This is a genomic window from Paenibacillus sp. J22P169, from assembly GCF_059691995.1.
The window spans coordinates 197,030-222,535 of the sequence record NZ_JCAUAO010000006.1 but is presented as its reverse complement, the minus strand read 5'-3'; the positions used below and the strand labels follow the sequence as shown (position 1 = coordinate 222,535).

The 25,506-nt window shown below is 48.3% G+C and carries 19 protein-coding genes and 1 riboswitch; of the genes, 8 read left to right on the top strand and 11 right to left on the bottom strand.

Going from position 1 to position 25,506, the window contains the following annotated elements:
* Positions 1 to 494 precede the first annotated feature (494 nt).
* From AC58QG_RS25185 to AC58QG_RS25170, 4 genes are all read right to left on the bottom strand, one after another.
* Complete coding sequence (locus AC58QG_RS25185; RefSeq protein WP_497364850.1) at positions 495 to 1,829, bottom strand: 5'-deoxyadenosine deaminase; 1,335 nt, start codon at positions 1,827 to 1,829, stop codon at positions 495 to 497.
* Between the two features lie 71 nt (positions 1,830 to 1,900).
* Positions 1,901 to 2,000: riboswitch (purine riboswitch) on the bottom strand.
* A 128-nt stretch (positions 2,001 to 2,128) separates the two neighbouring features.
* Positions 2,129 to 4,246, bottom strand: a complete 2,118-nt coding sequence (locus AC58QG_RS25180; RefSeq protein ID WP_497364849.1) for a multicopper oxidase family protein — start codon at positions 4,244 to 4,246, stop codon at positions 2,129 to 2,131.
* A 24-nt stretch (positions 4,247 to 4,270) separates the two neighbouring features.
* The gene (locus AC58QG_RS25175; RefSeq protein ID WP_497364848.1) at positions 4,271 to 5,539 is read right to left on the bottom strand and encodes a multicopper oxidase family protein; all 1,269 of its coding nucleotides are present in this window, start codon (positions 5,537 to 5,539) and stop codon (positions 4,271 to 4,273) included.
* Positions 5,458 to 6,426: a hypothetical protein gene (locus tag AC58QG_RS25170; protein ID WP_497364847.1), complete on the bottom strand. Its 969-nt coding sequence runs from the start codon at positions 6,424 to 6,426 to the stop codon at positions 5,458 to 5,460. The genes AC58QG_RS25175 and AC58QG_RS25170 overlap by 82 nt, the downstream gene beginning before the upstream one ends.
* 307 nt (positions 6,427 to 6,733) lie before the next feature.
* On the opposite strand from AC58QG_RS25170, the gene AC58QG_RS25165 reads away from it, so the two are divergent.
* The 4 genes from AC58QG_RS25165 (at position 6,734) to AC58QG_RS25150 (ending at position 11,722) form a co-directional block, all read left to right on the top strand.
* Complete coding sequence (locus AC58QG_RS25165; RefSeq protein WP_047679716.1) at positions 6,734 to 6,934, top strand: cold-shock protein; 201 nt, start codon at positions 6,734 to 6,736, stop codon at positions 6,932 to 6,934.
* A 90-nt stretch (positions 6,935 to 7,024) separates the two neighbouring features.
* Entirely contained in the window at positions 7,025 to 7,252 is a 228-nt protein-coding gene (locus AC58QG_RS25160) for a cold-shock protein (RefSeq protein WP_028555205.1), read from the top strand.
* A 127-nt stretch (positions 7,253 to 7,379) separates the two neighbouring features.
* Positions 7,380 to 8,846: a M23 family metallopeptidase gene (locus AC58QG_RS25155; protein WP_497364846.1), complete on the top strand. Its 1,467-nt coding sequence runs from the start codon at positions 7,380 to 7,382 to the stop codon at positions 8,844 to 8,846.
* Positions 8,847 to 9,373: 527 nt separating this feature from the next.
* Positions 9,374 to 11,722, top strand: coding sequence for an ATP-dependent DNA helicase (locus tag AC58QG_RS25150; RefSeq protein WP_497364845.1), 2,349 nt, complete (start codon positions 9,374 to 9,376; stop codon positions 11,720 to 11,722).
* A gap of 144 nt (positions 11,723 to 11,866) precedes the next feature.
* Here AC58QG_RS25150 and AC58QG_RS25145 read toward each other — a convergent pair whose 3' ends face one another.
* The 6 genes from AC58QG_RS25145 to AC58QG_RS25120 form a co-directional block, all read right to left on the bottom strand.
* Positions 11,867 to 13,030, bottom strand: coding sequence for an iron-containing alcohol dehydrogenase (locus AC58QG_RS25145; protein WP_497364844.1), 1,164 nt, complete (start codon positions 13,028 to 13,030; stop codon positions 11,867 to 11,869).
* Positions 13,031 to 13,221: 191 nt separating this feature from the next.
* Positions 13,222 to 13,947: an SDR family NAD(P)-dependent oxidoreductase gene (locus AC58QG_RS25140; RefSeq protein WP_497364843.1), complete on the bottom strand. Its 726-nt coding sequence runs from the start codon at positions 13,945 to 13,947 to the stop codon at positions 13,222 to 13,224.
* A gap of 55 nt (positions 13,948 to 14,002) precedes the next feature.
* Positions 14,003 to 15,535, bottom strand: a complete 1,533-nt coding sequence (locus tag AC58QG_RS25135) for an extracellular solute-binding protein (protein WP_497364842.1) — start codon at positions 15,533 to 15,535, stop codon at positions 14,003 to 14,005.
* Between the two features lie 71 nt (positions 15,536 to 15,606).
* On the bottom strand, positions 15,607 to 16,485 hold the full coding sequence (locus AC58QG_RS25130) for a carbohydrate ABC transporter permease (protein ID WP_056622320.1): 879 nt from the start codon (positions 16,483 to 16,485) through the stop codon (positions 15,607 to 15,609).
* Between the two features lie 17 nt (positions 16,486 to 16,502).
* The gene (locus AC58QG_RS25125) at positions 16,503 to 17,459 is read right to left on the bottom strand and encodes an ABC transporter permease (RefSeq protein ID WP_497364841.1); all 957 of its coding nucleotides are present in this window, start codon (positions 17,457 to 17,459) and stop codon (positions 16,503 to 16,505) included.
* Positions 17,460 to 17,704: 245 nt separating this feature from the next.
* Complete coding sequence (locus AC58QG_RS25120) at positions 17,705 to 19,930, bottom strand: helix-turn-helix domain-containing protein (RefSeq protein WP_497364984.1); 2,226 nt, start codon at positions 19,928 to 19,930, stop codon at positions 17,705 to 17,707.
* 226 nt (positions 19,931 to 20,156) lie between these two features.
* On the opposite strand from AC58QG_RS25120, the gene AC58QG_RS25115 reads away from it, so the two are divergent.
* The 3 genes from AC58QG_RS25115 to AC58QG_RS25105 all read left to right on the top strand — a co-directional run bounded on the left by AC58QG_RS25115 (position 20,157) and on the right by AC58QG_RS25105 (position 23,639).
* Complete coding sequence (locus AC58QG_RS25115; protein WP_497364840.1) at positions 20,157 to 21,209, top strand: GGDEF domain-containing protein; 1,053 nt, start codon at positions 20,157 to 20,159, stop codon at positions 21,207 to 21,209.
* 2 nt (positions 21,210 to 21,211) lie between these two features.
* Positions 21,212 to 21,607, top strand: a complete 396-nt coding sequence (locus AC58QG_RS25110; protein WP_497364839.1) for a VOC family protein — start codon at positions 21,212 to 21,214, stop codon at positions 21,605 to 21,607.
* A 211-nt stretch (positions 21,608 to 21,818) separates the two neighbouring features.
* Entirely contained in the window at positions 21,819 to 23,639 is a 1,821-nt protein-coding gene (locus AC58QG_RS25105; RefSeq protein ID WP_497364838.1) for an ABC transporter ATP-binding protein, read from the top strand.
* Positions 23,640 to 23,700: 61 nt separating this feature from the next.
* Here AC58QG_RS25105 and AC58QG_RS25100 read toward each other — a convergent pair whose 3' ends face one another.
* Complete coding sequence (locus tag AC58QG_RS25100; protein WP_497364837.1) at positions 23,701 to 24,312, bottom strand: FMN-binding negative transcriptional regulator; 612 nt, start codon at positions 24,310 to 24,312, stop codon at positions 23,701 to 23,703.
* Positions 24,313 to 24,501: 189 nt separating this feature from the next.
* On the opposite strand from AC58QG_RS25100, the gene AC58QG_RS25095 reads away from it, so the two are divergent.
* The gene (locus tag AC58QG_RS25095; protein WP_497364983.1) at positions 24,502 to 25,485 is read left to right on the top strand and encodes a Gfo/Idh/MocA family protein; all 984 of its coding nucleotides are present in this window, start codon (positions 24,502 to 24,504) and stop codon (positions 25,483 to 25,485) included.
* Positions 25,486 to 25,506 lie beyond the last annotated feature (21 nt).

Sequence of the window (25,506 nt, the reverse complement as noted above, 5' to 3'; positions counted from 1 at the left end):
CTTACAGAAAGCCGTGTTGTTGCTTGTACCTCTTTGTGGGCCTTACTGGAAGTGGTATGGGCTTATTTACTAGGCGATTATGGGGATTTCGTTAGTTGTGAATTCAGCCGGTAGTGTCATCCTTCCCAAAATTGGATTGCGGTGAGTTGAGGTGAGCATGGAGATTGCTCAAGTAAATAAATTCAGGTGCTGTTGGCGCCACAGCAAATTTACCTGTAAAACATGTAGGTAATTTCTTGTGAAACTAGCTGGAACGTTGTATAGATGGAAAACCTCCATCTAATTTTATGAAATCTGCTCTTTTCTCGCGAAACTGCCGAAATTAACTGTACATTCTCCAACTATTTCAAATTTATAGGTGGTTTACTGTTTATTAACTGTACATTTCCCATTTATGTTGGGGAAATGGTGGTCGACCCGCAAGACGCAAACCCCCCACCAAGTCCTATGCAACATAAGGATATGGTGGGGGTTTTTGACCTATACGATGAAACTCATCGCAGATTCGCCTTCTTCAGCAACCGCTGAATGGAGCGGTTCGCTTCAGGCAGGACGATGTCCTTATCAACCGTTCGCAGGATGCGGTTTTCCATGACGATCCGACCATTAATAATGGTCGTTTCAACATCAGCGCGTGTCGCTGAATAGACGATGCGCGAAATCGGATCCACGTCGTAAGACGGATACGTGTGGAAGTTGTTGAGATCGAGGATCGCTAAGTCGGCTTTCTTGCCGACTTCGAGCGAACCGATCTCATCAGCCATCCCGACCGCGCGAGCGCCGCCGATAGTTGCCATGCGGAACACCGTCTGCGCGTTCATCGCCGTCGGTCCGTGGATGGGCTTCTGGATGAGCGCAGCGAGCCGCATCTCGTTGAACATATCGAGATTGTTGTTGCACGGCGCACCATCCGCTCCTAAGCTGACAGAGATGTCCAGCTTCAGAAGGTCTGGCGTTTCAGCGATGCCTGAGGCCAGCTTTAGGTTGGAGCCAGGGCAATGGCTGACATGCACGCCACGCTCGTGGATGATGCGTTTCTCTTCGTCATCGAGCCAGATACAATGGGCCAAAATCAGTCGTTCATTAGCTAAGCCGAGATGATCGAGATAGACGACGTTGCGCATGCCCGTTTCTGCTTGAACAATCTCGATTTCACCGCGATTTTCGGACGCATGCGTGTGCACCTTCACTTTGTACTGTTCGGACAAATTGCGTACCTCACGCAGCAACTCCTCCGTACACGAAATGACGAAACGAGGAGAAAACGCGTATTGAATACGCCCGTTGTCGTGTCCGTTCCATTTTTCAAGCAAATCAACGCTTTGTTGAAGCGATTCTGTCGTATTTTCCTGTAAGGCGAAAGGCACCTCGTCCCCTTTGTCCATCATCACCTTGCCAGACAATGCCCGAATCCCGCTTTCTGCAATCGCCTGAAAAGCAAAATCGGTGTGATGCACCGTCTCCATATCCACGATCGTTGTGGTGCCGCTTTGGATTAACTCCCCAATACCGAGCATCGCAGAGTAGTAGATCGACTCCTCATCATGAGCGGCTTCCAGTGGCCAGATCCGCTTTTTCAGCCAATCCATCAGCTCCAGATCGTCCCCTTTCCCACGGAACAACGTCTGACATAGATGAATGTGAGTTTGGATAAAGCCGGGAATGACGGTACGATTCTTGGCATTGATGATTTTATCTGCATGTACGGGATTCAAATCTGGCCCCATTGCGGTAATACGGTCATTTTCGATCAAAATATCCCCGTTTAGTATGTCTCCTCCCCGGTTCATGGTCACGATCTGTGCATCTTTGATTAAAATTGTTGTCATCGTTCGAAAACCTCCTACTCCCCTAATATATGAAAATGTAGGCATAAAAAAACTAGCCATGAAAAATATGCCTGTCAGCGCACATTTTTCGTAGCTAGAAATTTACGGTTTCTAAGTAGAGACCCTTAATCCAATTATTAAGGTTATACGAAAGAGGTCATATGCAATTATGTCGTGCCTGCTTTTCTACAGAGTAAACCGTCGAGGTTAATTTTGTCAACCGTGTGTAAGTTAATGTGACATGCCCTCCCTCTTTTTTGAAAAAACGGCTTCCAATCTTGTCGAAAAGGTGAAAACCGTCACTCCGGATGATTTGCCGTTGAACTTCCTACAGAATATGGCGTTGTAATCCCCTCATACATCAAGTGCATGGTCATTCCCGCCGTCGCATGCTGCAGATTGTGGCAATGATCCATCCAGAGGCCAGGATTATCCGCAATAAAAGCAATCTCGTACGTCTCACCTGCAGCAACGTTTAACGTATCCACCCACCATGGACTTCCAGTTGAAGGCTGCCCGTTGCGACTCAGCACTAACATGTGGTGTCCGTGCAAATGCATCGGATGACTGGCGCTGCTATGATTGACGATCGTCGTTTTCACAACGTCTCCCTCTTTCACCATTAGCATAGGCGTATCGGGGAATAACTTGCCGTTGATCGTAAAAGAGTACGTGAAGGCTCCGTTGAAGAAGCCTAATTTTTTATCTAAAATAAGCTGAAATTCGCGGTTATAGGGTCCGGTGAATGCGGCAACAGCTTTGGTATCGGGGCTGCCATACCTCAGGGGGTCCCAAATATCTCCTCGCTTACTCATCGCATCGCCGAAATCCCAATCTCGACCGTCTGGGCTCATTATCAAGGCAGCGTAACTGCCGCTTTCATTCTCGGTCTTTGGACCTAATAGAACTGCCCCCTCTGGCATCGTAAACGTCACGTCATAACGTCCGCCTGCTGCGAGGAGAAGATCTTTGCCTACTAGATCTGTGGGCCCATGTAGGTTCGTTCCATCAATAGCGGCCACTTGAAAAGCAGTTCCTAATAACTTGAACGTCAATGGTGAATTATCTGTATTAATTAGACGCAAGCGAACCGGTGTACCCGGCGAAATCTGCTGGATTTGGCGTGAATCCGAAGCTCCAAAAGAGATCGTGTTCGACGAACCATCTAGGGTTGAATAGGTATGTGCAACAATCGGGATTTCTAGTTCATTGGGCTTAGACTTGGTGTCAGCTATAGCAGGTTCAACCAATAATGCTCCGAACAGACCTTTACCAGCGCCCACATACGACTGCTGGTGAGAATGGTACCAATAAGTGCCCGCATCGCTGGCTATGAATCGATATACATAGGATTGACCTGGCATGACGGCATTTTGTGTCACGCCAGCGACTCCGTCCTCTGCGTTAGGGACGTCAAGACCGTGCCAATGCAGCGTAACGCCATCGGCAATATCGGCGTTCACCAACGTGACTTCCACCAATTGACCTTGCTTCACGCGCAGCTCTGGGCCTGGCAGCTGGCCGTTAAACGTCCAAGCTTCAACCTGTTTACCCGAGCTGAGCGTTACGGTTTTCTTCATAGCCGTGAGCGTAAACCGCTGATCCGGCGTCCCCTCGCGGGGACCCTTCAGCGACGACACGCTCGTCCCGCCCACGCTGTGGTGGGCGTGCACGGCATCCGCCGGCGCTGCGCCGCCGCCATAGTCCATGACCCCCGCCGCCATGTTCATTTCGGCGGGCAAACGGCTTATCTGGCTAGCTGCGCTCAGCCAGATCCAGAGCACAGCTGCCGCCGCTAGGACACCAGCGGCAGCGCGCACCACCCGCACCCCGAGCCGTGGCTTCGTCCACGCGGGGCTGCGCATGGCCAGGTATCGGCGGTGCAGCCGATACCCCTGCAACAACGTGCCGGCTGCGGCTAGCAGCGTCGGCACTACGATAAGCTTCACCGGCAGCGGAACCGCGGTGAAGAAGGTGTAAAAGAACACGGTCATCGCGCCCAGCATGACCGATTGCACGGGCAGCGCCACCGCGATACTCGTGGTGCTCGCACGTACTTCCGCAGGCAGGGTTTCGCCCAGCTGCTCCTTAAAGCTGAGCCGAGTCATCCGCCAAAGCCTCGGCACAGACCACGCCAGCGTCGCTAGCGCTGGGATACCGATCAACCCCAGTTCCAGCCCCAGTTTCACTTGCAGCGCTGGCCAACCTGTCGGCCAGGAGGTCAGGATGATCGCTGCCTTAGTAAAGGCAAGAATCTCACCTAGCAGGATGAGGAAAAGCAGACCAAAAGACCTGACTTTCAGCTGTTTATACCCCGAACTATAGGCCAATAGACTGCTCGAATATGCAGCGATGGACCCTAAAACAAGGAGTCCGAAGGAACTAAATCCTGCGGCTCCGAATAGATCTTCTGTCATGCTTGTAGTTCCCCCATGCCTAAGTTATTCCGGATGATTCTGGGTACCGCTTCCCACCGAAAATGGCGATGTAACGCCTTCATACATCAGATGCATGGACATCCCTGCGGCAGCGTGCACGAGATTATGGCAGTGATCCATCCATAAGCCTGGATTGTTTGCGATAAAAGCAACCTCATACGTTTCCCCAGGCTGAACGTCTAGCGTATCCGACCACCAAGGACTGCCTGTGGAGGGCTTCCCATTCCGAGAAAGTACAAGGACATGATGGCCATGCAAATGCATCGGATGCTCCACATTTCCACGATTAATGAACGTCGTTTTAACCAGATCCCCTTCCTTCACCATAAACATCGGCGCATCTGGAAATACTTTTCCATTCAATGTATAGAGAAAATCGAAGTTTCGATTATAGAAGCCTAATTTATTATCTAAAATCAGTGTAAAGTTTCGATCGAATTTGCTATTTGCATCAAAGGGCGTTGCCGCCGGGCTTCCATAAGTAAGCGGATCGAAAGCTACGGTTTGCGGAAGCTCAGGGACGTTTCCTTGGCCATCAGCGGATAAGAGAATGCCGCCATCCTTATTGCCCTCAACGTTCAAATAAACAGGATGCTCAGGCATGATGAAAGTAAGATCATATCGACCTCCAGTAGGAACGATGATATGCGAATTAGTCAGTAGATCAGGTTTATTCAAGTCCGTTCCATCAATAGCGGCTACTTGAAACGGCGTGCCAACTAAAGTGTACACTTGATCGACCCAGTCATCGGTGTTGATGAGTCGCATATGCACAGGTGTCCCTGGGGCTACAGACTGACGGTCAAGTTCATCATTGGCTCCAATCGCGAAAGCTCCTTTCCAACGGTGAGTCAGTACTGTGATATCTTTCAGCGGCTGAATAGATGTAACTGCAGTGATTGCTGTACTATTATTTGTAGATGCTCCAGTCGATTCAGTTGTGGTGCTGACTTGGGCAGCCGCCTTAGGCTCCACGATCAACGCTCCGAAAAGTCCTTTGCTTACAGCTTCTTGTGAATCCTGATGCGAATGGTACCAGAAGCTGCCCACCTGCTCGGCGCGGAAACGGTACGTATAGGTTTCACCTGGCATAACCGCATTTTGCGTGGCACCAGCAACGCCATCCTCGGCGTTCGGCACATCTAAGCCGTGCCAATGTGCTGTAACACCTACATCAATATCTTGGTTCGTTAAAGTGACTTCAACAAGCTCGCCTTCTTTAATACGAAGCTCTGGTCCTGGTATTTGACCGTTATAGGTCCAAGCATCCACTGTTTTACCGGAACTGAGTGTGACTGTTTTTTCTGTGCGACGAGTGTAAAACGACGATCCGGCGTCCCCTCTTTCGGGCCTGTTAAGTCAGCGACAGACATCATGCCTGCCATTGCGGCCATATCGTGACCGGCATGCTCACTTGCAGCGCCGCCTCCGTAATCATGCGTTCCGCTCGCCATGTCGATCTCGGCTGGCAGTACGCTTTTGTCCATTGCGAATGTAATCAAATAGAAGCCAACTCCCGCGATCACGACGAGAACGCCCGTCATGATACCAATACGTGTCCATATGCGCGGTGCTTGATAGTTTTGGGCTTTACGTACTTGTTTAGAACGAAGTTCATGTCTCCACCACATTCCCGCTGAAAGGACTATAAGGACAGCGAGAGGAATGGCAATCTCTATCCATTGGAAAGGAACTGGCGGTACAAATGAGAAATAAAGTGACGTTACTGCGCTAAGCGCGGTTAATTGATAAGGAAATATAAGACCAGGACTAGCGGCCCTGTGAAACATAGCAGGCTCAATTGCGGTGCCACTCTCGGCTAAACTTTGCTTGATTAGAGAGCGAAGCTTCAGGAGCTTAGGAACGGCCACGAACCATATGCTCAAAAGAGGAACAACGACTAGCGGCGCTTGCAGGAAGATGCGGTCCTTCCAGAAAATCGGGTCCATGTTCATCTGCAGCCAGACGATGGCAGCTACAATAGCAGCCGCAGGAATGATAGGAAACCATGCCCAGAATAGCAGCTTGCCCGTTTTGCGATGCAGCTTCTCTAAGCTTCCGCTGTACAATAGTCGGGACGCCTTGACGCTTCCGATCCATGTGAAAATGACGAATAAAACACTAACGGATAATATCGTTTGAATACTTGCGTTATACATGATCAAAACCCTCCCAGACTCAATACATCAAGTATAGTCCGCCTCCTTCAAGCATCAAACCGTCTGTAGACCAAGGTGCAACCTAGACTAAAGTTGGGGCTGATTTTTATTTTTTTATACTTGTAAAGTCTGGAAATAGTTTGCGTTTTCATAACTGGTGTGTTATGATAAATTCAATCGACAAATAGAACCTGAATTCACATATTGTAAAGGGTTTTCATTTTTGTTAGTGAACCTTTTACAATGTGTGAATTTTTTCTCTTTGAAGAATAAAAAACATGTTAATAATTTTTGGAGGTATTTCACAATGGCTACTGGTACAGTAAAATGGTTTAACGCAGAAAAAGGTTTTGGTTTTATCGAAGTTGAAGGCGGCAACGATGTATTCGTTCACTTCTCCGCAATCCAAGGTGACGGTTTCAAAACTTTGGACGAAGGTCAATCCGTTGAATTCAGCGTAGTTCAAGGTAACCGCGGACCACAAGCAGAAAACGTTGTAAAACTGTAATATAATTAAAAAGACTGCCTTTACTTAAGTAATGGCAGTCTTTTTCAATTTAAAGCTAGCTGACGCTTAGTACTCTAAGGAGGTTTATCCATGTATTCCAGAAAAAAGTCGCTTGAAGAGATGCCTCTAGAAAATGTGACGGTATGGTCTTGTGAAAATGAAGGCTGTAAAGGCTGGATGCGAGATAATTTTGCATTCGATCACGTGCCGACATGTCATTTATGTCAGTCCACAATGATTCGAAGTGTCAAGTTACTTCCATTAGTTAATAACACGAATAGTGATCAAAAAACGCTCAAAAAGGGCGTACAAATATAGCGTCGTAAAACCCGGAGGCATAGCTGCTTTCGGGTTTTTTGTGTTACCATGAGAAGAGCAAAGTAAGAAGACGAAGTCGTCCAGCAGCTGGACAACCCGTCGTCATTCAAGGGAGGTAGAAACGTCTGTGAGACCAAGAAAAAGGCGTCAGTGGCCACTGTTGGCCAGCGCTTGCATCCTTGCGGCTTGTGCAGTGATTCTTTTTGGGAAATATCCTTTTGAGTCATCTCCTATATTGAAAACGGATGTACCTGACACGGTGGCAGCAACACCAGTACCAACGCCAGCACCGCGTGTTGCTTTGGAATTCCGAATGATTGATTTCGATCATGGCTGGGTGAAATATGCCGACGGGCTGGTTCAAACGACAGACGGCGGTGCGCATTGGCAGGAAGCTGTTGGCTCGGAAGCTCCCCCAACGGACGGAGGAGCTGATGCGATGGGCATGGACACGATTGCTAAGCTGTTAAGCTTGGAAGCAGGGCCAGCAAGTGCTGTTGAAACAAGTACTGTTGGTAGTTCAGGGGCAGCGATCGCTGGAGATAGCGCAACAGTGGCGGGTTCAGCGACAGTCCAAAAGAGCGTGGCTTCCGTTACGCTGAACGGGACCTCCTATGCAGTGAAGCAGTCCCAATTCGTGACGCCAAAAATTGGCTGGGTGCTTTTATCCCGAACGACGGATAGCAAGAGCCCTCTCCTTTTAACGGTGGATGGCGGACAAACTTGGATAGACGGCATGACGGAGGACGCGAAGGCGATGATGACAGGTGAGAAAGCGCATTTGGCTCAGCTCAAAGCCGAAGCTTCTTTATATAAAGATGAAGCAGGCGCTAAAGCGGTCATCGGTTCTAGCTGGAAGCTCATTCCGGAGCAGGCTTCGCCGGGTGATATCGTGCTTGTGCGTCATAGGGAGCCAGGCAGTATTAGTTGGCAGGGCAAGACGTATACACTTCAGCCGTATGAAGCGGGATATTTCACCTATCTGCCAATCTCGATGAGTGTGAAAGTAGGCACGTATCCGATTGGTGATCAGACGTTGACCATCAAGGCAAAGAAGTTCGAGACACAGTATTTGAAGGTCACCGAGCAAATGGAAAGTATGAAACAGGATACGGCGCGCATCAATGCCGATCAGAAGAAGATTGATCTGGCGCGCAGCAAGTCGGAGCTAACATTTTTGTTCCGCGGACCGTTCGTGAAGCCGATAGAGGGGATTTTGACCACGCCGTATGGGTACACCCGTTATGTAAACGGGAAATACGACAGCGCGCATATGGCCCTTGATCTTGCCGCCAAAGAAGGCACACCGATCAAGGCAACCAACGATGGGGTAGTCGCGCTCGCGGAACCCCTGTATTTGACCGGCAATTCCATCTATCTTGACCATGGGATGGGGCTGTTCTCGCAGTACGCGCATCTTTCCGAGTTGCGCGTGAAAACGGGCGACCGCGTCAAGCAGGGTGACATTATTGGGCTTGTCGGCACGACGGGTTTCTCGACCGGGCCGCATCTGCATTTTACCTTCTGGGCGCATAATATCCAGGCCAATCCGGACTTATTTTTCAATACAACCCCGTTTCAGTGGGTGAAATGATTGTAGCGTGATAGATCAACCTCATCTAACCGTCCTTCTTCCTGAGTTTTGTGCTCAAAGGGGGAGGGCGGTTGGCAGTGAGTTGTGTGATCCACACCCACCTGCACCCCCATGCCAAAACAACTCACACCACCCTCAATACCACTGCACTCACCAATCAACATCACACATAAGAATCGCCTGCGGGTTCTAGATGTGCACCGCCACGCTCAAGTAAATGGAAAATATACAGCTAATTCCTCGGTATTCCACTAAAATCAACGATTAAATGGAAAATATGCAGTTATTTCAGCGATTTTCGATGATTTCCTTACATATAAGCAAATTTAGATGGGTGAATTCCAGTTATTTTACTATAACGCTATTTAGCGGTGAAATTAGCTGTAACAAATCCAGTTATTTTTGAAGAAGCCATGGATGGGATAGTAACCTGATAAACGGAAGAGCAACCGGGCAGTGTGGTAAGTAGTGTTTCACCTATACGCATGTTATAATAAGGAACAAATGTTCTAAAATGGAGACGTGGCATGCTAACTTCTGTTCAACTGTCGGTTCGTTCACTTGTCGAGTATGTGTTTAGCAGCGGAAGTATTGACTCGGAATTCCGATCAAGCAAGCCACTGAGAGATGGCACGAAGGCACATCAAAGACTGCAAAAACAATACGGAGAAGCGGATCAACATGAAGTCTACGTGTCTGCGGAGATCGCATATGAGGGGCTATTATTTGTCATAGACGGACGATGTGACGGGCTGCTTGTTCAAGCCGATGGCCATACGCTAACCGTGGATGAAATTAAATCAACGTCCTCGGATATCGCCGTCATTGAGGAGAATTCCTACCCCGTGCATTGGGCGCAGGCGATGTGTTATGCGTACATGGTGGCCCATGATCGCGGACTCAACCATATGGGTATTCAACTGACGTATACGCAGGTGGATACGGAGGAGACTCGGCATTTTGTGAGGGGAGCTACGTACGAAGAGCTTGAGCAGTTTGTGCATGGGGTAATTCGGGACTACTATCCGTATGCACGAGTGAAGTATGACCATGAGCAGCGCAGAAATCAGAGCATCAAGAAGCTGCAATTCCCTTTTCCACAGTATCGTGAAGGGCAGCGTAAGCTAGTTGGGGCGGTGTACAAAACCATCCAAGATGAGCACAAGCTGTTTGCCAAGGCGCCGACAGGGATTGGGAAGACGATGTCGACCCTTTTTCCTTCGGTGAAAGCGATGGGAGAAGGGTTGCTACAGCGGTTTTTCTATTTGACGGCAAAGACGATAACACGTACGGCGGCTGAGGAAGCTTTTTACCTTTTGCAGGACCAAGGCTTGCAGCTACAAGTGGTTACGCTAACGGCGAAGGAGAAAGTGTGTTTAAAGGACGAGGTCAGGTGTACCCCGGCACACTGTGAGTTCGCGGATGGTTACTATGATCGGGTGAACGGGGCGGTGCTGGATCTGCTCAGGCAGGAAACGGTGATGACGCGTTCTGTAATTGAGACGTATGCGCGGAAGCATCGGGTGTGCCCGTTTGAGTTCTCGTTGGACGTGGCTTACGCGGCGGATGCGGTGATTTGTGATTATAACTATATTTTTGACCCACGAGTGAATTTGAAAAGGCTTTTTGAGGAGCAAAAGCGCAAAACAACGCTGCTTATTGATGAGGCGCACAATTTGGTAGATCGAGCACGGGAAATGTTCGCAAGCGAGCTACATAAATCGGTCTTCCTTACGCTGCAGCGGGAGTTCAAAGGTGTTAGTAAAGACGTCCATGACGCGGCAAAGGCCATAAACGCTTATTTCATTGCGCTCCGCAAGCAGGTGGGGGACCGGGAGATGATGGTGGAGTCGGTGATGCCGGAATCTTTACTGGTGCATGTGGAGGCATTTATAGCGGTAGCTGAAAAAGAATTAGCAAGATCGGCCGGTGTTAACGCAACAAGTGCTGCGGTACTCTTGGATGCTTATTTCGGTGCGCAAAATTTCATGCGCATTTCCAAGCTATACGACGAGCGATATGTAACGCTGGCCGTGAATGATCGGAACGAGGTCAGCGTGAAACTCGTTTGTCTAGATCCATCCCACCTGCTGCGGCAAATGGGGAAGGGGTATCGAGCGCACGTATTTTTCTCGGCGACGCTGTCGCCATTGTCCTATTTCATGGACATGTTAGGGGCAGGGGAGGACGATTATTCCGTGACGGTGCCGTCGCCTTTTGCTAAGGAGCAGCTGGAGGTTTTCGTGCAGCCGCTGTCGACTCGCTATCAGGATCGAGAGCATAGTCGAACGCGGATTGCGCGATCCATCTATGAGCTGGTTGCGGGACGAGCGGGCAATTATTTGGTGTTTTTCCCTTCCTATGCGTATATGAGCAGCGTGTATGAGGCTTTTACGGATCTTGTTGGCGAACAGGAGGAGGGGAAAAGCGGGCAACATGGCAGTGAACTGAACGTCCTCGTTCAGCAGGCCAAAATGACGGAGGAGGAGCGTGAGCACTTCCTATCGGCTTTTCAGGCGGGAGCTGAGCAGACGTTGGTCGGTTTTGCTGTGATGGGCGGCATCTTCTCTGAGGGCATCGATCTTGTCGGCGATCGCCTAACGGGCGTCGTCGTTGTGGGTGTTGGTTTGCCGCAGCTGGGACCGGAACGCAACTTGATTAAGGATTACATGGAGCGTACGGGCAAGAACGGTTACGACTACGCCTATGTCTACCCCGGCATGAACAAAGTTCAGCAGGCTGGCGGCAGGCTAATCCGCTCCGAAACGGATCGCGGTGTGCTGCTGCTGATCGACGATCGGTACCTGCAGCCTCGCTATCAGCGACTGCTGCCGGAGGAATGGCGCGACTACACGGTGCTGCCTTTGCAGCGCTAAGCATTGTGCACCCGATGGACGCCGCATTCGTATGAAGGGCTGGGCTGTTGAATGAGCATGCTGGGTGGCTTATAAACTCAAATAAAAAAGCTGTCCCCCAAGGTGAATTCACCTCGGGGGACAGCTCTGTCATGCTCGTTATGCTTATAGCGACATCTGATAAATCTTCACGACATCCGCGCGAGTCAGCTTCTGGAAATTACCGAAATCGCCGTAAATCATGGCTTTATCGGCCATGAGCTCGATGGTGGAGTCATCGATGTTGTAATCCGCTAATCGGCTCGGAGCGCCGATGCTGGTGAAGAACGCACGCAGTGCCGCGATGCCTTCCTCGGCAGCTTGCTTGTCGGATTTGCCTGCGGCATCAATACCGAAGACACGCTGCGCGAACTGCTTGAAACGTCCCACGTTGGCATCGAGGGTATGAGTCATCCAGTTCGGGAAAAGGATGGCCAGACCGCCGCCATGCGGGATATCATGGACAGCGGAAACCGCATGCTCCAGATTGTGTGTCGCCCAATCCCCGCGAATGCCCATGCTTAATGTGCCATTAAGCGCCATTGTGCCGCTATACAGAATGGTTGCACGGTGTTCAAGATTGTTCAGATCCTGCAGCAAAAGTGGAGCGGTATCGATAACGGTGCGTAGAATCGTTTCACAGAACCCATCCTGCACAGGGGAGTTCGTGCCATGATGGAAGTATTGCTCGAATACGTGAGACATAATATCCACCATGCCGTAAACCGTTTGGTTTTCGGGTAAGGAAGTTGTATGTGCCGGGTCGAGGATAGAGAATTTCGGATATGAAAATGGGCTGCCCCAGCCAAGTTTATCTTGGGTTTCCCAGTTCGTAATGACAGAGCCGGAGTTCATTTCGGAGCCTGTCGCCGCAATCGTCAGTACTGTTGCTAGTGGAAGTGCTCCTGTAGCTACGGCTTTACGTGTTGCGATATCCCAGAAATCGCCCTCGAACTTAGCGCCAACGGCAATCGCTTTTGCGCAGTCAATCACACTGCCGCCACCCACTGCAAGAATGAGATCGATGTTGTGATTACGGCACAAGGCAACGCCCCGGTGAACGGTCGTTAATCTCGGATTGGGCTCAACGCCGCTAAGCTCCACGATGTTTGCTTCGAGACCTTGCAAGAGGTTAACAACTTTGTCATAGAGACCATTAGCTTTGATGCTGCCTCCACCATAGACAAGCAAAATATTTTTCCCATACTTCGGTACTTCGGTCGTTAGTTTGTCTAATTGTCCTTGACCGAAATGTAGGGTAGTTGGATTATGGAATGTGAAATTATTCATGATCATACCTCCTCGAACATAACTAGGGATTGGTTCCCCTCTTACTATTGTATAGTAACCATCTGACAAATACAAAACTAGCGAGAGGTGCAGACTCATGGAGGCGTAGTAGTCTTTGTAACCAAGCAGCGTGCTCTCCATTATGCCTTGAACTCTTCCTCTAAACTGCCCTTAAGTAGCCTGAAATACGCTTACCAAGGCAATTCTTCCCCCGTATCGGCAGCCAGATAAAGTGGTTGTTCACGAATGTGATCCTTATTTAGCTTGATAGTATGCCTGATATTGGCTGCCGCCTCTTCCGGCGTATAGGTACCTGCATCACTCCATGTCCCGTTCATAGCACTCTTTACCCAGCCAGGGTGTACCAAAAGGACACGCCCACCTTGTTTGCGAATCGTAGTATGAATAATGGTTGATCCCATATTTAACGCCGTTTTCGCCATACTGTACCCGAACCATGACTCTCGATGGCTTTTCCGAATACTACCTGCTTCAGAAGAAATATTCACAATGAGCTGGCCTCCGTGCATGATCGGGTCAATTAAAAAGTTCGTTAGACGGATAGCACCAATGGCTGTGATATTATATACCCGCTGTATTTCATCGAAATCGATAACATCAGTAATGGATTGCTTCATATCCCCCAGAATGGCTGCATTATTAATGAGAAGCTCCAATTTGTCGGTCTTACTTGCAATAAACGCGGCGAACGCCTTCACACTCTCGTCACTGCCCACATCTAGGAAAGAAGTATGTAAGTGATCAGGAAATTGGACGCCAAGCTGAGCCAATGTTTTATTCTCCTTATTAATACCTCCAGCAAAAACGGTATACCCTTCCAAGAGATATTCGCTTACGAGCGCCAAACCGATGCCTCTGTCTGTGCCGGAAATACATACGGACCGCTGAACAGTCATATCGTCTCTCTCCTTCATAGAAAAGAGAGGCAAATTTGCCCCTCCTGTTCTGAACTTATTTACCGTTCTTGGCGTATTGTGCACTGAATTCTTCAATGACTTTGTCGCCGCCTGCTTTTCTCCATTGCTCAATCGCTTGCTTCCAGCCTGCTTCATCCAGCTTGCCTAGGATAAATTTCGTGCGGGCATCGTCAATAATCGGCTTCAATTCGGTGCCTTTGGTTGTTTGGGTTTCGGACACGAGCGGGTTTGTCGGATTGTTAACCGCGATCGTTTCGTTTTCTTTGATCATTTTGCCGTACTTCTCCATCAGAGGTGTTTCTTTACCTGTTGTTTTGGCTGTATATTTGGCGATCTGTAATTGCAGGTAGCTGGAGCCTACTTCAGTATCTTGCAGCTTTTGATCAATAAATACCGGCTTGCTGTCTTCGGTCTTATAATGCTTGCCTTCGATTCCCCAGCCTAGCAAATCCAACATTTTCTGATCGGAAAGCTTGTCGTAGAAGCCAAGGATTTGTTTCAATTCAGCCTCTGTTTTTACACTGGATTTCGGGAACATGAACACACTGTTATAGCCTACGCCAGCAGGCAGTCTTTCGCCTTTAGGTCCCGTGATTCTACTCACAACGTCCACATCCGAGCCAGGGAAGGACTTGGCAAGCGTTGCTTGATAGCCTGCACCGTCAATCATATTCGAGATCACAGCGCCAGCCTTGCCTTGGTTGATGTCGTCTTTCTTCTGTTGGTTGTTCAGCACAGGGAAGTCCTGTTTAATTAACTTTTCATCGTACAGCTTTTTATAAAATTTCATCGCTTCAAAATATTCCGGCGCTAAGAAATCCGGGCTTAATTTGCCGTCTTTCACTTCCCAGCTGTTCGGTGCGCCCATGATCGAAGCTACAACACCAAAGCCGTCCATCGTTTTCTCTTCGGTTAGGCCAACAGTATCTGCTTTACCGTTCTTATCGGGGTCGTTTAATGTGAACGCTTTAAATACATTGTACAAATCATCTATGGTTTTCGGTGCGCTAAGTCCGACATTTTTCAACCAGTCGCTACGGAAAATAACGCCGTACGTCGCCAAATCGCGGGCACGATATAAGCCGTAAATTTTGCCATCAACTTTAATGTTGTCGAAGACAGAGGGGTTCATTTTCGATAGATTCGGATAGTCCTTCAAATAAGGACCGACTTCCCAGAATACACCTGCACGTACAGCACTCAAAATATTGGAATCCTTATTGTTCTGTACAAGCAGCGCCTTTGGCAGCTCACCGGAAGCAATCGTAACATTCACTTTTTCCTTGTAGGAGGAGTTGGGGACCCAGGAGATGTCCAATTTGGTATTCGTGTAGGCTTCGATCTGCTTCTGTACTTCACTATCCGCTTTCGGCGGCTCGGCATACATGAGCGTCATGACACTCAACTTCAACGGCTCTTTATTGGCAGGTGAACTGGCTGCGCTTGTACTCGTGCCTCCTGTTGCAGGACTTGCGTCGCTTCCACAGCCAGTAAGCAGTGCTGCAGCGCCTACCATCATACCCATTGTTGCAATTCCGGCTTTTCTCATTCCTGCATGTGTTCTCATCGTGGTATTGCCTCCCCATATTCTTATTGTATATGAATGCATCCCAATCACAATAGCTCTCGGGAGCCTTTTCAACCTTTTACTGAACCGAGCATGACACCTTTGGCAAAATGCTTTTGCAGAAAGGGATACACGATCAAAATGGGCACCGTGGAAATCACAATGACCGCCATTTTAATGATTTGCGACGGAGGTGCGATGTAGTTCTGATCAAACTGCGTAGAGTCGCCGATTCCGCCTTGTGAAAGGATGACGATTTGCCTTAGCCAGACTTGGATGGGCCACATTTTGGAATCGTTGATGTACATAATGGCGTTGAAAAAGGTGTTCCAATGTCCAACGGAATAAAATAAGGCGAATGTAGCCAGAACCGGCGCTGATAATGGTAAAACGATGCGAAAGAGCAGTCCTACATCACTGCAGCCGTCAATCTTCGCCGCTTCCTCCAGTCCTTCAGGCAGTTGTCTAAAAAAGCTAACAACGACGATCAAATTGAATGCGCTGATCGCATTCGGGATGAGCAGGGACCAGTAGCTGTTGAGCATCCCAAGCGATTTGACAACCAGAAATGTGGGGAGAATACCGCCGTGGAACAGCATCGTGAATACAATCATCATCATGAAGAGTTTTCTGCCGGCAAAATCCTGTCTAGATAGCGGATAGGCAAGCAGTGTGGTGAACAACAGATTAATGAATGTCCCGACAACCGTAATCCCGATGGTAACGAATAAGCTGTTGACGATGATGTGTGTGGAGAAAATATAGCGATACCCTTCCAATGAGAAAGAGGTTGGGAACAGGATGAAGCCGCGTTTGAGCACCTCTGCCGGCTCTGCGAACGAGACGGACACAATGTAGATGAACGGAAGTAACGTAATCAGGGCAAATACAGTTAAAAAGGTATAATTGAAGCCGTCAAAGATGCGGCTGCCTAAGCTTTTGTTGATCATTTTGCAGAATTCCCCCCTTAATACAGACCGCTTTCGCCCATTTTTTTGGCCATCCGGTTAGCGCCAACGACCAATACCAATCCGATAATGGATTTGAATAAGCCGACTGCTGTGCTATAGCTGAATTGGCCTTGCTGAATACCGACATTGTAGACATATGTATCAAATACCTCGCCTACGTCGCGGTTCATGGCGTTCAGCATGAGGAAGATTTGTTCAAAGCCTGTATCCAGGAATGAACCTAGTCGCAAAATAAACAGAATCACGATGACACTTCGTATGGCTGGAAGCGTGATGTGCCACAACTGCCGAAAACGGCCAGCCCCATCGATTTTCGCTGCCTCATATAATTGAGGGTCAACACCTGCTAATGCGGCGAGAAAGATGATAGTTCCCCAACCGGTTTCTTTCCAAATGACCTGCGAAATGATCATCGTTCGGAACCACTCACTGGAAATTAGGAATTCGATTTTGGGAAGTCCGATGGAGGCTAGCACGTCATTCACAATGCCGCCTTCTGTCGTGAAGAAGATGTAGGAAATCCCTACGACTACGACCCACGATACAAAATGAGGAATATAAACAATCGTTTGGATCGTTCGTTTAAAGACTTCTCGGCGAATTTCGTTTAATAACAGGGCCAAGATAATGGGAAGCGGGAAGAAGAATACCAAATTATAGACGGCCATAATAATCGTATTCTTAAATAACATGGCGAAGGAGGCATCGAAAAAGAAGCGCTCGAAATGCTTTAGACCCACCCATTTGCTATGGAGCATCCCCAGTGCTGGTTGATAATCCTGGAAAGCAATTAACAGCCCCCACATTGGAAAGTAACGAAAAATAATGAAGTAGAGCATACCTGGTAACGCCATAAGATAAAGCCATTTGTTTTTCAACAGACGGTTTAATCTGAGGCGCGCCTTGCTCTTAGCAACCGCATCTGATCTTAACGGTTTAGAAGTCAGTTCCACGAGTCATCGTCCTCCTTGATTGTTGTGACAGCGTTAGCATATCGAAGCCCAGAATTGCCTTCAATAATCAGCAGCGCTCCACATGCAAGACGGGGCGAAAATAAGTGCAATTACTCGGTTTATAATCATTAGCGACCTCTTCCATAATCATTTGAAATCGATCCCATGCTGCACAACAACACAAAAAAACCTGGCGAGTGGCCAGGTTCTTATCTACTTATATAGGATTGCGTATGAAGGAGTGATTATTGCGCTGTCTTTTTGAGCTCTCTATACTGACCAGGTGTCATGCCTTCCAGCTTTCGGAAGTTGCGGATGAAGTTTTGCGCATTCGTGTATTGCAAGCGTTCAGCAATTTCTGTAATTTTCATTTCTGTACCACTGAGCCAGCTTATCGCCATGTCATGGCGGTAGCTTGCTAGATAATCACTGAAGTTCATCCCTGTTTCTTTCCGGAACATGCGGCGAATATAATGCGTGCTGTAATTCATCCGCAAGGCACACTGATCAAGTGTCAGGTCGCTGTCATAATACTCATGGACCAAATCCATGACCGAGCGGGAAATGCTTTTGCCAGACGATTCATGGCGCTTGCGCACTAGCTCAATCATCGGATGAATGATGTGTGATTTAAACCATCCTTCAATTTCTTGAGGCGTTTTGAGGCTGAAAAGCTGCTCATATTCATTACGACGATCATGGGAGAAGAGCTCTCCTGTATCCCCCATCTCATAAACAATACGAGCTAGATCGGTCAACAGCATCGCGAAGGAGATGCGATACAGGTTAGGATCGGTTTCCACGCGGAGCACCTCTTGAATGAATTGCTGGAGCAGCTCGCCCGCTTTGTCCTTTTCCAAAAAGGCAATGGCCTGCGTAAGCTCGGAAACGAGATGATGCGGATAATAATGACGGGACGCTTGCTGCGGCTTCAGGTCATCTAGATGCAGAATTGCTTTCTCCCCGAGACGAATCCGGTATTGCAGCGCTTCTTTGGCCTCAAGAAACGCTTGCGGCGTTTCATCAATGGCTTCATACGGGCGACTGATCCCGACGCTGACTTTAAGCTCCAGAAAATCGGCTGCCGCCTTCTGCACAGACTCAGCAAATTCACTCAACTGGCTAAGCAAATCCCGATGATTATCCATCTCACTGCCCACCAGCGTCACCTGATAGTTACCAATCGGCATGGCGTGAATGCGGTGGGGATGCGGGATGAGCTCTGAGGCGATATTGTTGATCGCAAACAAGAGTAGGTCCTGCTCACCGGGCTTGTAGCGCGTTTGCTCCAGCGTATCAATCTGCAAAACCATGACCGCATAGCGCCGCCAAACGGGAATATGAAACTGACTTGCTTTTTCCTGCAACTCCCCGCGATGCATCTCACCTTGAAACAGTTTTAACATGAAATAATCAACAAGCTGGCCGAATTGGCTCTTCATTTGACCTTCCAGCTGCTCTTTGGATTGATGCAAGGATGCGAATTGAGTCCCAACCCACTGTAATTCATCCTTAACAACCGTTCCGCCGTTAGCTGGCTTGCTGTGACGCATTGTAAATTCTACTAAGCTGCGTATAGGAACTGTCATCCGTTTGGAACCCCAATAGGCTAGCAATGCTGTAAAAAGAAGCAAAAGCAGACAAGCTGTTAACGTGGCCCAGCCGATCGAGGCAGATTCTCTTTTGGCTTCTTCCAAAGGAATAATCGAGACATAAGTCCAGTTGTTATATCTGGATTGATTATAGATTACGCTATAGTCTATACCTTGCAGAGTGCTGTTGAAATAGCCCTGCATGCTGCCTGTTTTCAGTAATTCTTGTGACCAAGACTCGGATCGAACGCTTTGCCCCGTCTTATTAGGATTACTGTCTATGATGACATTCATTTTGTCGTCTAGAATCATGGTCTCGCGCGTCGAAAAACCGCCGGTCAACAGCTTAGCCAGCTCTGAATTGGACACATGGACGGACAAATAGCCCTTCTGTTCCGATGCTGTAGATGGAATACTCTTGACTAGCTTAATGCCTGAGAAGGACGGACCCACATCCGGCACCCAACGTGAGTTATAAGCGGCGTTCACATTGCTAGTTTCTTTTGTCTTATCCGTCCCAAAGTAAAAGCCGCCATCTTTGATATACCAGCCATTCTGAAGACTGTGCAATTCAACGCTCTTAACGCCTAGCTCGTACGTTTGTACACCCAACAGACCTTTGACTAGCAAATCAATATCTTGAAAATCTTCAATTTCGAGTCGCTTCGCCACCGAATTAACAACTAAGGGTGTTTCGGCGTAGCGCCCGGATACTTGATCAATGACTTTAAGAATCTGCTCGACGCGGTTTTGGGACTGCTGCAAAATGAAAACGTTTGCTTCATTAACTTTGGTTTGGACCTTCGAGGTCGATTGGAAGAAAGAGTAGATACCAAGTGATAGTAAGGGAATCGTACTGACCAATGTCGTGAATATCATCAATTTGATGAAAAAGGAATATCGTGGGAGCATAGCTTCCTCCGTACGTTGATATAATGCCTCCCATTGTAACATATCCAGCGAGTATTCAGGAAATGCTTTTTAGGATAAAATTACCACTTAATCTCGATGTGGACGAATGGCGAAGGAGTCCATAAGAAGGACATTCCAGTCAATTTATAGAATGAGTATGGAGAATGTCATCTTGTAGGGATGTGATTGCAGCATGGTGAAGATAAGAAAGTCTGACCATATCTTAGAAATTGCATATAGCTGTGTACGTTGGTTCCTTCTCGTTGCTTCATCCTATTTGTATCTGAACTATTATTATAGCGACTCACAGAATCTATCTCTTTTTCTCTGTTTAATTGGGGTTGCTATTCTGTATATGACAACTACGGAGATTGCTTTGCATCGTACCCCTATAGCGACGGGGTTTTATCGCTTTATGACGCGGATAGGCGTGATTATGGATTATTTCTCCTTCATCGCCATTATCTCATTAACAGACGGGACGCACAGTCCGCTTCTCCCAATCGCTTACTTGGTTATTCTTCACGCTTCGTTGTATTGGAGCTTCCGTGGAGCCATGGTGGCGACGGGTATGATTATCATCGGTTATTCCTTTGTGGTTGTGCTGGTGGATGGCGGGTTTTATATCGTCGATCTACCCCGGCATTTATTTAATTTTGCCTTTCTGCTTATGTTTGGTGTCATTGGGGGCATCATTGTAGCAAGGGAGCGAAAGCATTTTGTCGAGAAAGGAATATTTGAAAATTTAGCCAAACAGGATTACTTAACGGGACTTTATAATCATCGAAGCTTTCAAGAACAGATGAGAGAAACGATTGCAGGTAAACAACCGATTGCGTTGATGATGGGGGATATTGACTCTTTTAAGCAGATCAATGATCGCTATGGTCACCAAGCGGGGGATATGGTTTTGAGGGAGATCGGCAATTTATTGGATACGTCCATTCCAAATACACAAGGCCGGGCCTTCCGCTATGGCGGTGAAGAATTTGCGATTATTTTATATACCAATAGTCAGCAAAGGGCGACGGAGCTCTTCCAATTATTTATGGATAAGTTGAAAGCAAAGGTGTTTGAGCATGGCAAAGATGCGTTTCAAGTTACGATGAGCTTCGGGGCGACACTCCGTGATCGGGGACAAGGTAAGTCGGAGCTGGTCGCCGCGGCCGATGAGTTACTATATGAAGCAAAGACGCATGGCAAGGATCAGTTACTATGGGGTCGTGTAGAAGGGATGAAGCAATAGCAATGGCAACCTTATCTCCTTATATTTATAGCGCCGACGCGCGAAAACAAGCGGAATTTTACATAGGTGTGTTTGGCGGAGAAATCGTCAGTATTCAATCGTATGGCGATCTGCCAGGAATGGAAGAGTCCAAGAAACACCTCGTCATGCATTTGGAAATACAAGCGCTGGGCCTGCGATTTTTCATGGCTGATGCAGGTACGGAGGCAAATGATCGCGGTACTGGCATGGATCTGGCGCTCACCTTCAAGGATGAGGAGGAAGCTGCAGCGATATTTGGCGGTTTAGCTGCCGATGGTGATGTGATCATGCCGTTTGAACGCATGTTTTGGGGCACGATGCTAGGTCGTGTGCGAGATCGGTACGGTGTGATGTGGCAGGTAGCCACAGAATCCTAGTCATTTATCTAGATACTTACATTGAGAAAGCTCCTTTGTTAGAAGCCATGCGGCTTCGTGAGGGAGCTTTTTGTGCTGCTATTCAACCTGCGGACCGATTCGAGTTCGTTTATATTCTGTTTAAAATAGGAGAGTATGATCATATCAGTGTTAGAGACGTTCCTTCATAAATAACAGAATTACATCCGATCGGGTAAAGGAGTAGAGATAGATGGCAGTGACGAAGAGTGAACAACCGAAACAAAAAAACAACTGGCGGGGATTCATCCGCTTATTAATGGGGGCAAATCCGCCCAAGCTCCTGCTGGGTATTGCATTAGGGTTAAGCGTGATTGCCACACTGGTGGCCTTGGTGATCCCACTTTTCACGAAAAATGTGGTCGATAATTTCAACATCTCCTCACTGAATTGGCTGCAAATTAGTGGGATGGCGGTTGCCTTCATCGCATCTGCAGTGGCTTCCGGCGTAGCTACGTATCTGCTTAACTATTCAGGTCAACGCGTAGTGGCGGGAATCCGAGATCGCTTATGGAAGAAGCTGCTCGTGCTGCCGGTTCGCTACTATGATAATCATCAAACAGGAGATACCATCTCCCGAATGACGAACGATACCGCGATTATTAAAGGACTTATCGCCGAGCATACGGCGGGCTTTATTACAGGCAGCATCTCGATTATTGGTTCCATCGTTGTGCTCTTATATATGGATTGGAAAATGACACTTATCATGTTTAGCATATTCCCAATCGCGTTTCTTATCCTTTTTCCGTTAGGTATGCAAATGTACAAAATATCTAAAGGCATGCAGGCCGAGACGGCAAACTTCACGTCTGTTTTAAATCGAGTGCTATCTGAAATTCGCTTGGTGAAGGCAGCAAATGCAGAGCCTGTGGAATATAAGGAAGGCAGCGCAGGGATCCAGACATTGTTCAAATTTGGACTTAAAGAAGGCAAGATTCAAGCGCTGATGTCACCTCTGATTATGTTTGTCATGCTGATGATGTTCGTCGTCCTATTCGGGTATGGCGGCACACGGGTGGCGTCAGGTGCCATCTCAGCGGGCCAGCTGGTGGCATTCATGCTTTATTTATTCCAAATCGTGATGCCAATTACGCAGATTACACAATTCTTTACGCAAACTCAGAAAGCGATGGGTGCAACGGATACCATTCTCAAGGTGCTGGATCATGAAGAGGAGGACCCGCACGCAGGTTTACCCGTCAAGGATGCTTCCCAATCTCTGCATTTCGAACACGTTTCGTTTGGTTATAAAGAGGGCGAGTCGGTTCTCAAGGATGTTAGTTTTACCATGGAAGCGGGTAAAGTTACCGCGATTGTAGGGCCGAGCGGAAGCGGGAAGACGACGATGTTCTCTTTGCTTGAACGGTTTTACTCACAGCAGGAAGGCAATATTTCATTGGGCAATGAAAGTATCGGTCAGTATTCGCTGGTCTCTTGGCGCGGTCAGATTGGCTATGTGTCGCAGGAGAGCCCACTCATTGCAGGGACGATTCGAGATAATATCTGCTATGGCTTACAGCATGAGGTGACGGAAGAGGCACTGAAGCGGGCTTCCGAGATGGCCTACGCTGATGGTTTCATCGAAGAGCTTCCGCAGAAATATGACACGGAAGTCGGAGAGCGCGGGATTAAGCTGTCAGGCGGACAGCGTCAACGAATTGCCATCGCCAGAGCGCTGCTGCGCGATCCTAAGATTCTCATGCTGGACGAAGCAACGTCCAGTTTGGACAGCAAGTCCGAGGTCGTGGTGCAGCAGGCATTGCAGAACTTGATGCAAGGACGTACAACGCTAGTCATTGCTCATCGCTTATCCACGGTCGTAGACGCGGATCAGATCGTGTTCCTTGACAAAGGTGTTGTCACAGGCCGCGGCACGCATCAAGAACTCATCGAGTCCCACGAGATGTATCGTGAATTTGCAACACAGCAGTTGCAGATACAAGAGCAGCTGATTGCGGAGCATTCGCCAATGGCGTCCGAATCCACGCCGACAGCCCAAGTTCATTCGTAAAGATAAATGCCTCTACCCCCGTGAAATGACGGGTGTGGAGGCATTTTCACATTTCGCAGGCTTAAGATTGGCCCAGGTTTTCCTTCATAAGCGCGGCAATCTGCCGCTCAGGATCCCCTTTTTGCTCAAGGGCTCGAATAATCCGTTCTTGGCGCTCCATCGGCTGATTCTGGCTCAGCTTGGCTTTACCTTCGATACTCGATATCGGCAGCTTAAATGCTTGTATACCTTTGCTCAACCCTGCTATAAAGTCAGGGTCAACGCTATCTAGATCATACGGGCTATCGGATTCCTCGTACTTGCGTGTTAGCTGCCGCAAGACGCGTAAAACTTCCTGATCTTCGTGAACGAGTTCGACCTGACCATAGACATGAACGGCCGTATAATTCCACGTGGGTACTGCGGCGGGTGTTTCATACCAGGAAGGTGAGATGTAGCAGTGAGGGCCTTGGAAGATGACCAAAACTTCCTGTTGCTCGATATCCATCCACTGCGTATTCGAACGGGCAAAATGCCCATATAAGCAATGATCCGTAACATCCAGCCATAAGGGAATATGAGTCGCGAAGGGACGCTCTTGATGATGCGAAACGACCGTAGCGAAGCTGTGCGCCTCTATAAAGTCATACATCTTCGATCGGTCTTCTATTTGAAAATGCGAGGGCGTGTACATGGCTTCACCTGCTTTGTTTTAGGTATAGAATAGCAAGCAATATGGTATATACAAAGTGCCAATTCTTATGATTTTGAGTAGACCACTTATGAACGAACTATTTAGCCAAAACATTCATCCTTAACAAGGTACAGGAGGTCGCAACCTTCACGTCGAATACCTACCTAACTAAGCATATAAAAGGAGGCAATAACAGTGGAAAAGGTACGTTGGGGAATTATCGGCTGCGGTGACGTGACGGAGGTCAAAAGTGGCCCCGCCTTGCAGAAGGCAGCAGGCTCAGAGCTAGTTGCGGTTATGCGCCGCAATGGGGCACTAGCAGAGGACTATGCGAAGCGGCATGGTGTGGCAAAATGGTACGATGACGCCGCGGCGTTAGTGAACGATCCGGATGTAAATGCGGTCTACGTCGCAACGCCGCCAGGCTTTCATCATGCGTATACGTTACTCGCGGCAAAAGCAGGGAAGCCTGTCTACGTGGAGAAGCCCATGGCAAGAAATCACGCAGAGTGTCAGGAGATGATTGCTGCCTGTGAAGCAGCCGGCGTGCCGTTGTTCGTGGCGTATTATCGCAGAGGACTCCCGAAATTCGTTGAAATTAAACGCCTGCTCGATAGCGGAGTGATCGGTGATGTGCGTTTTGTACAATCGACTTACCTGCAACCGATGAGGGAGTATCAAGAAGGACTAGAACCATGGCGCATTCAGCCTGAGCTGTCGGGTGGCGGTCTGTTCGTGGATTTGGCAAGTCATGCGCTGGATATTCTTGATTATTTGCTGGGGCCGATTGGAGAGGTGAAAGGCTTCGCAAGCAATCAAACAGGCAAGCAGAAAGTTGAAGATATCGTGACCACAAGCTACGCCTTCGAATCGGGTGTGATGGGTACAGGGGTGTGGAGTTTCAATGCTTACAAACACCTAGATTTGAATGAGATTGTCGGCAGCCGCGGCAAACTATCGTTCTCTACGTTCAGTGGCGATCTGCGCATTGAAACCGCAGATGGTGCCCTCCAAGAATTGACGATTCCTAATCCTCCCCATGTTCAACAACCGCTGATTCAAATGATGGTTGACGATCTCAGAGGCATCGGGCAAAGCCCAAGCACAGGACTCACAGCAGCGCGTACGAATCGTGTGATGGATGAGCTTCTGCGTGATTTCTACCGCAGCTAAGAAGAAAACAAAAACCCCAGA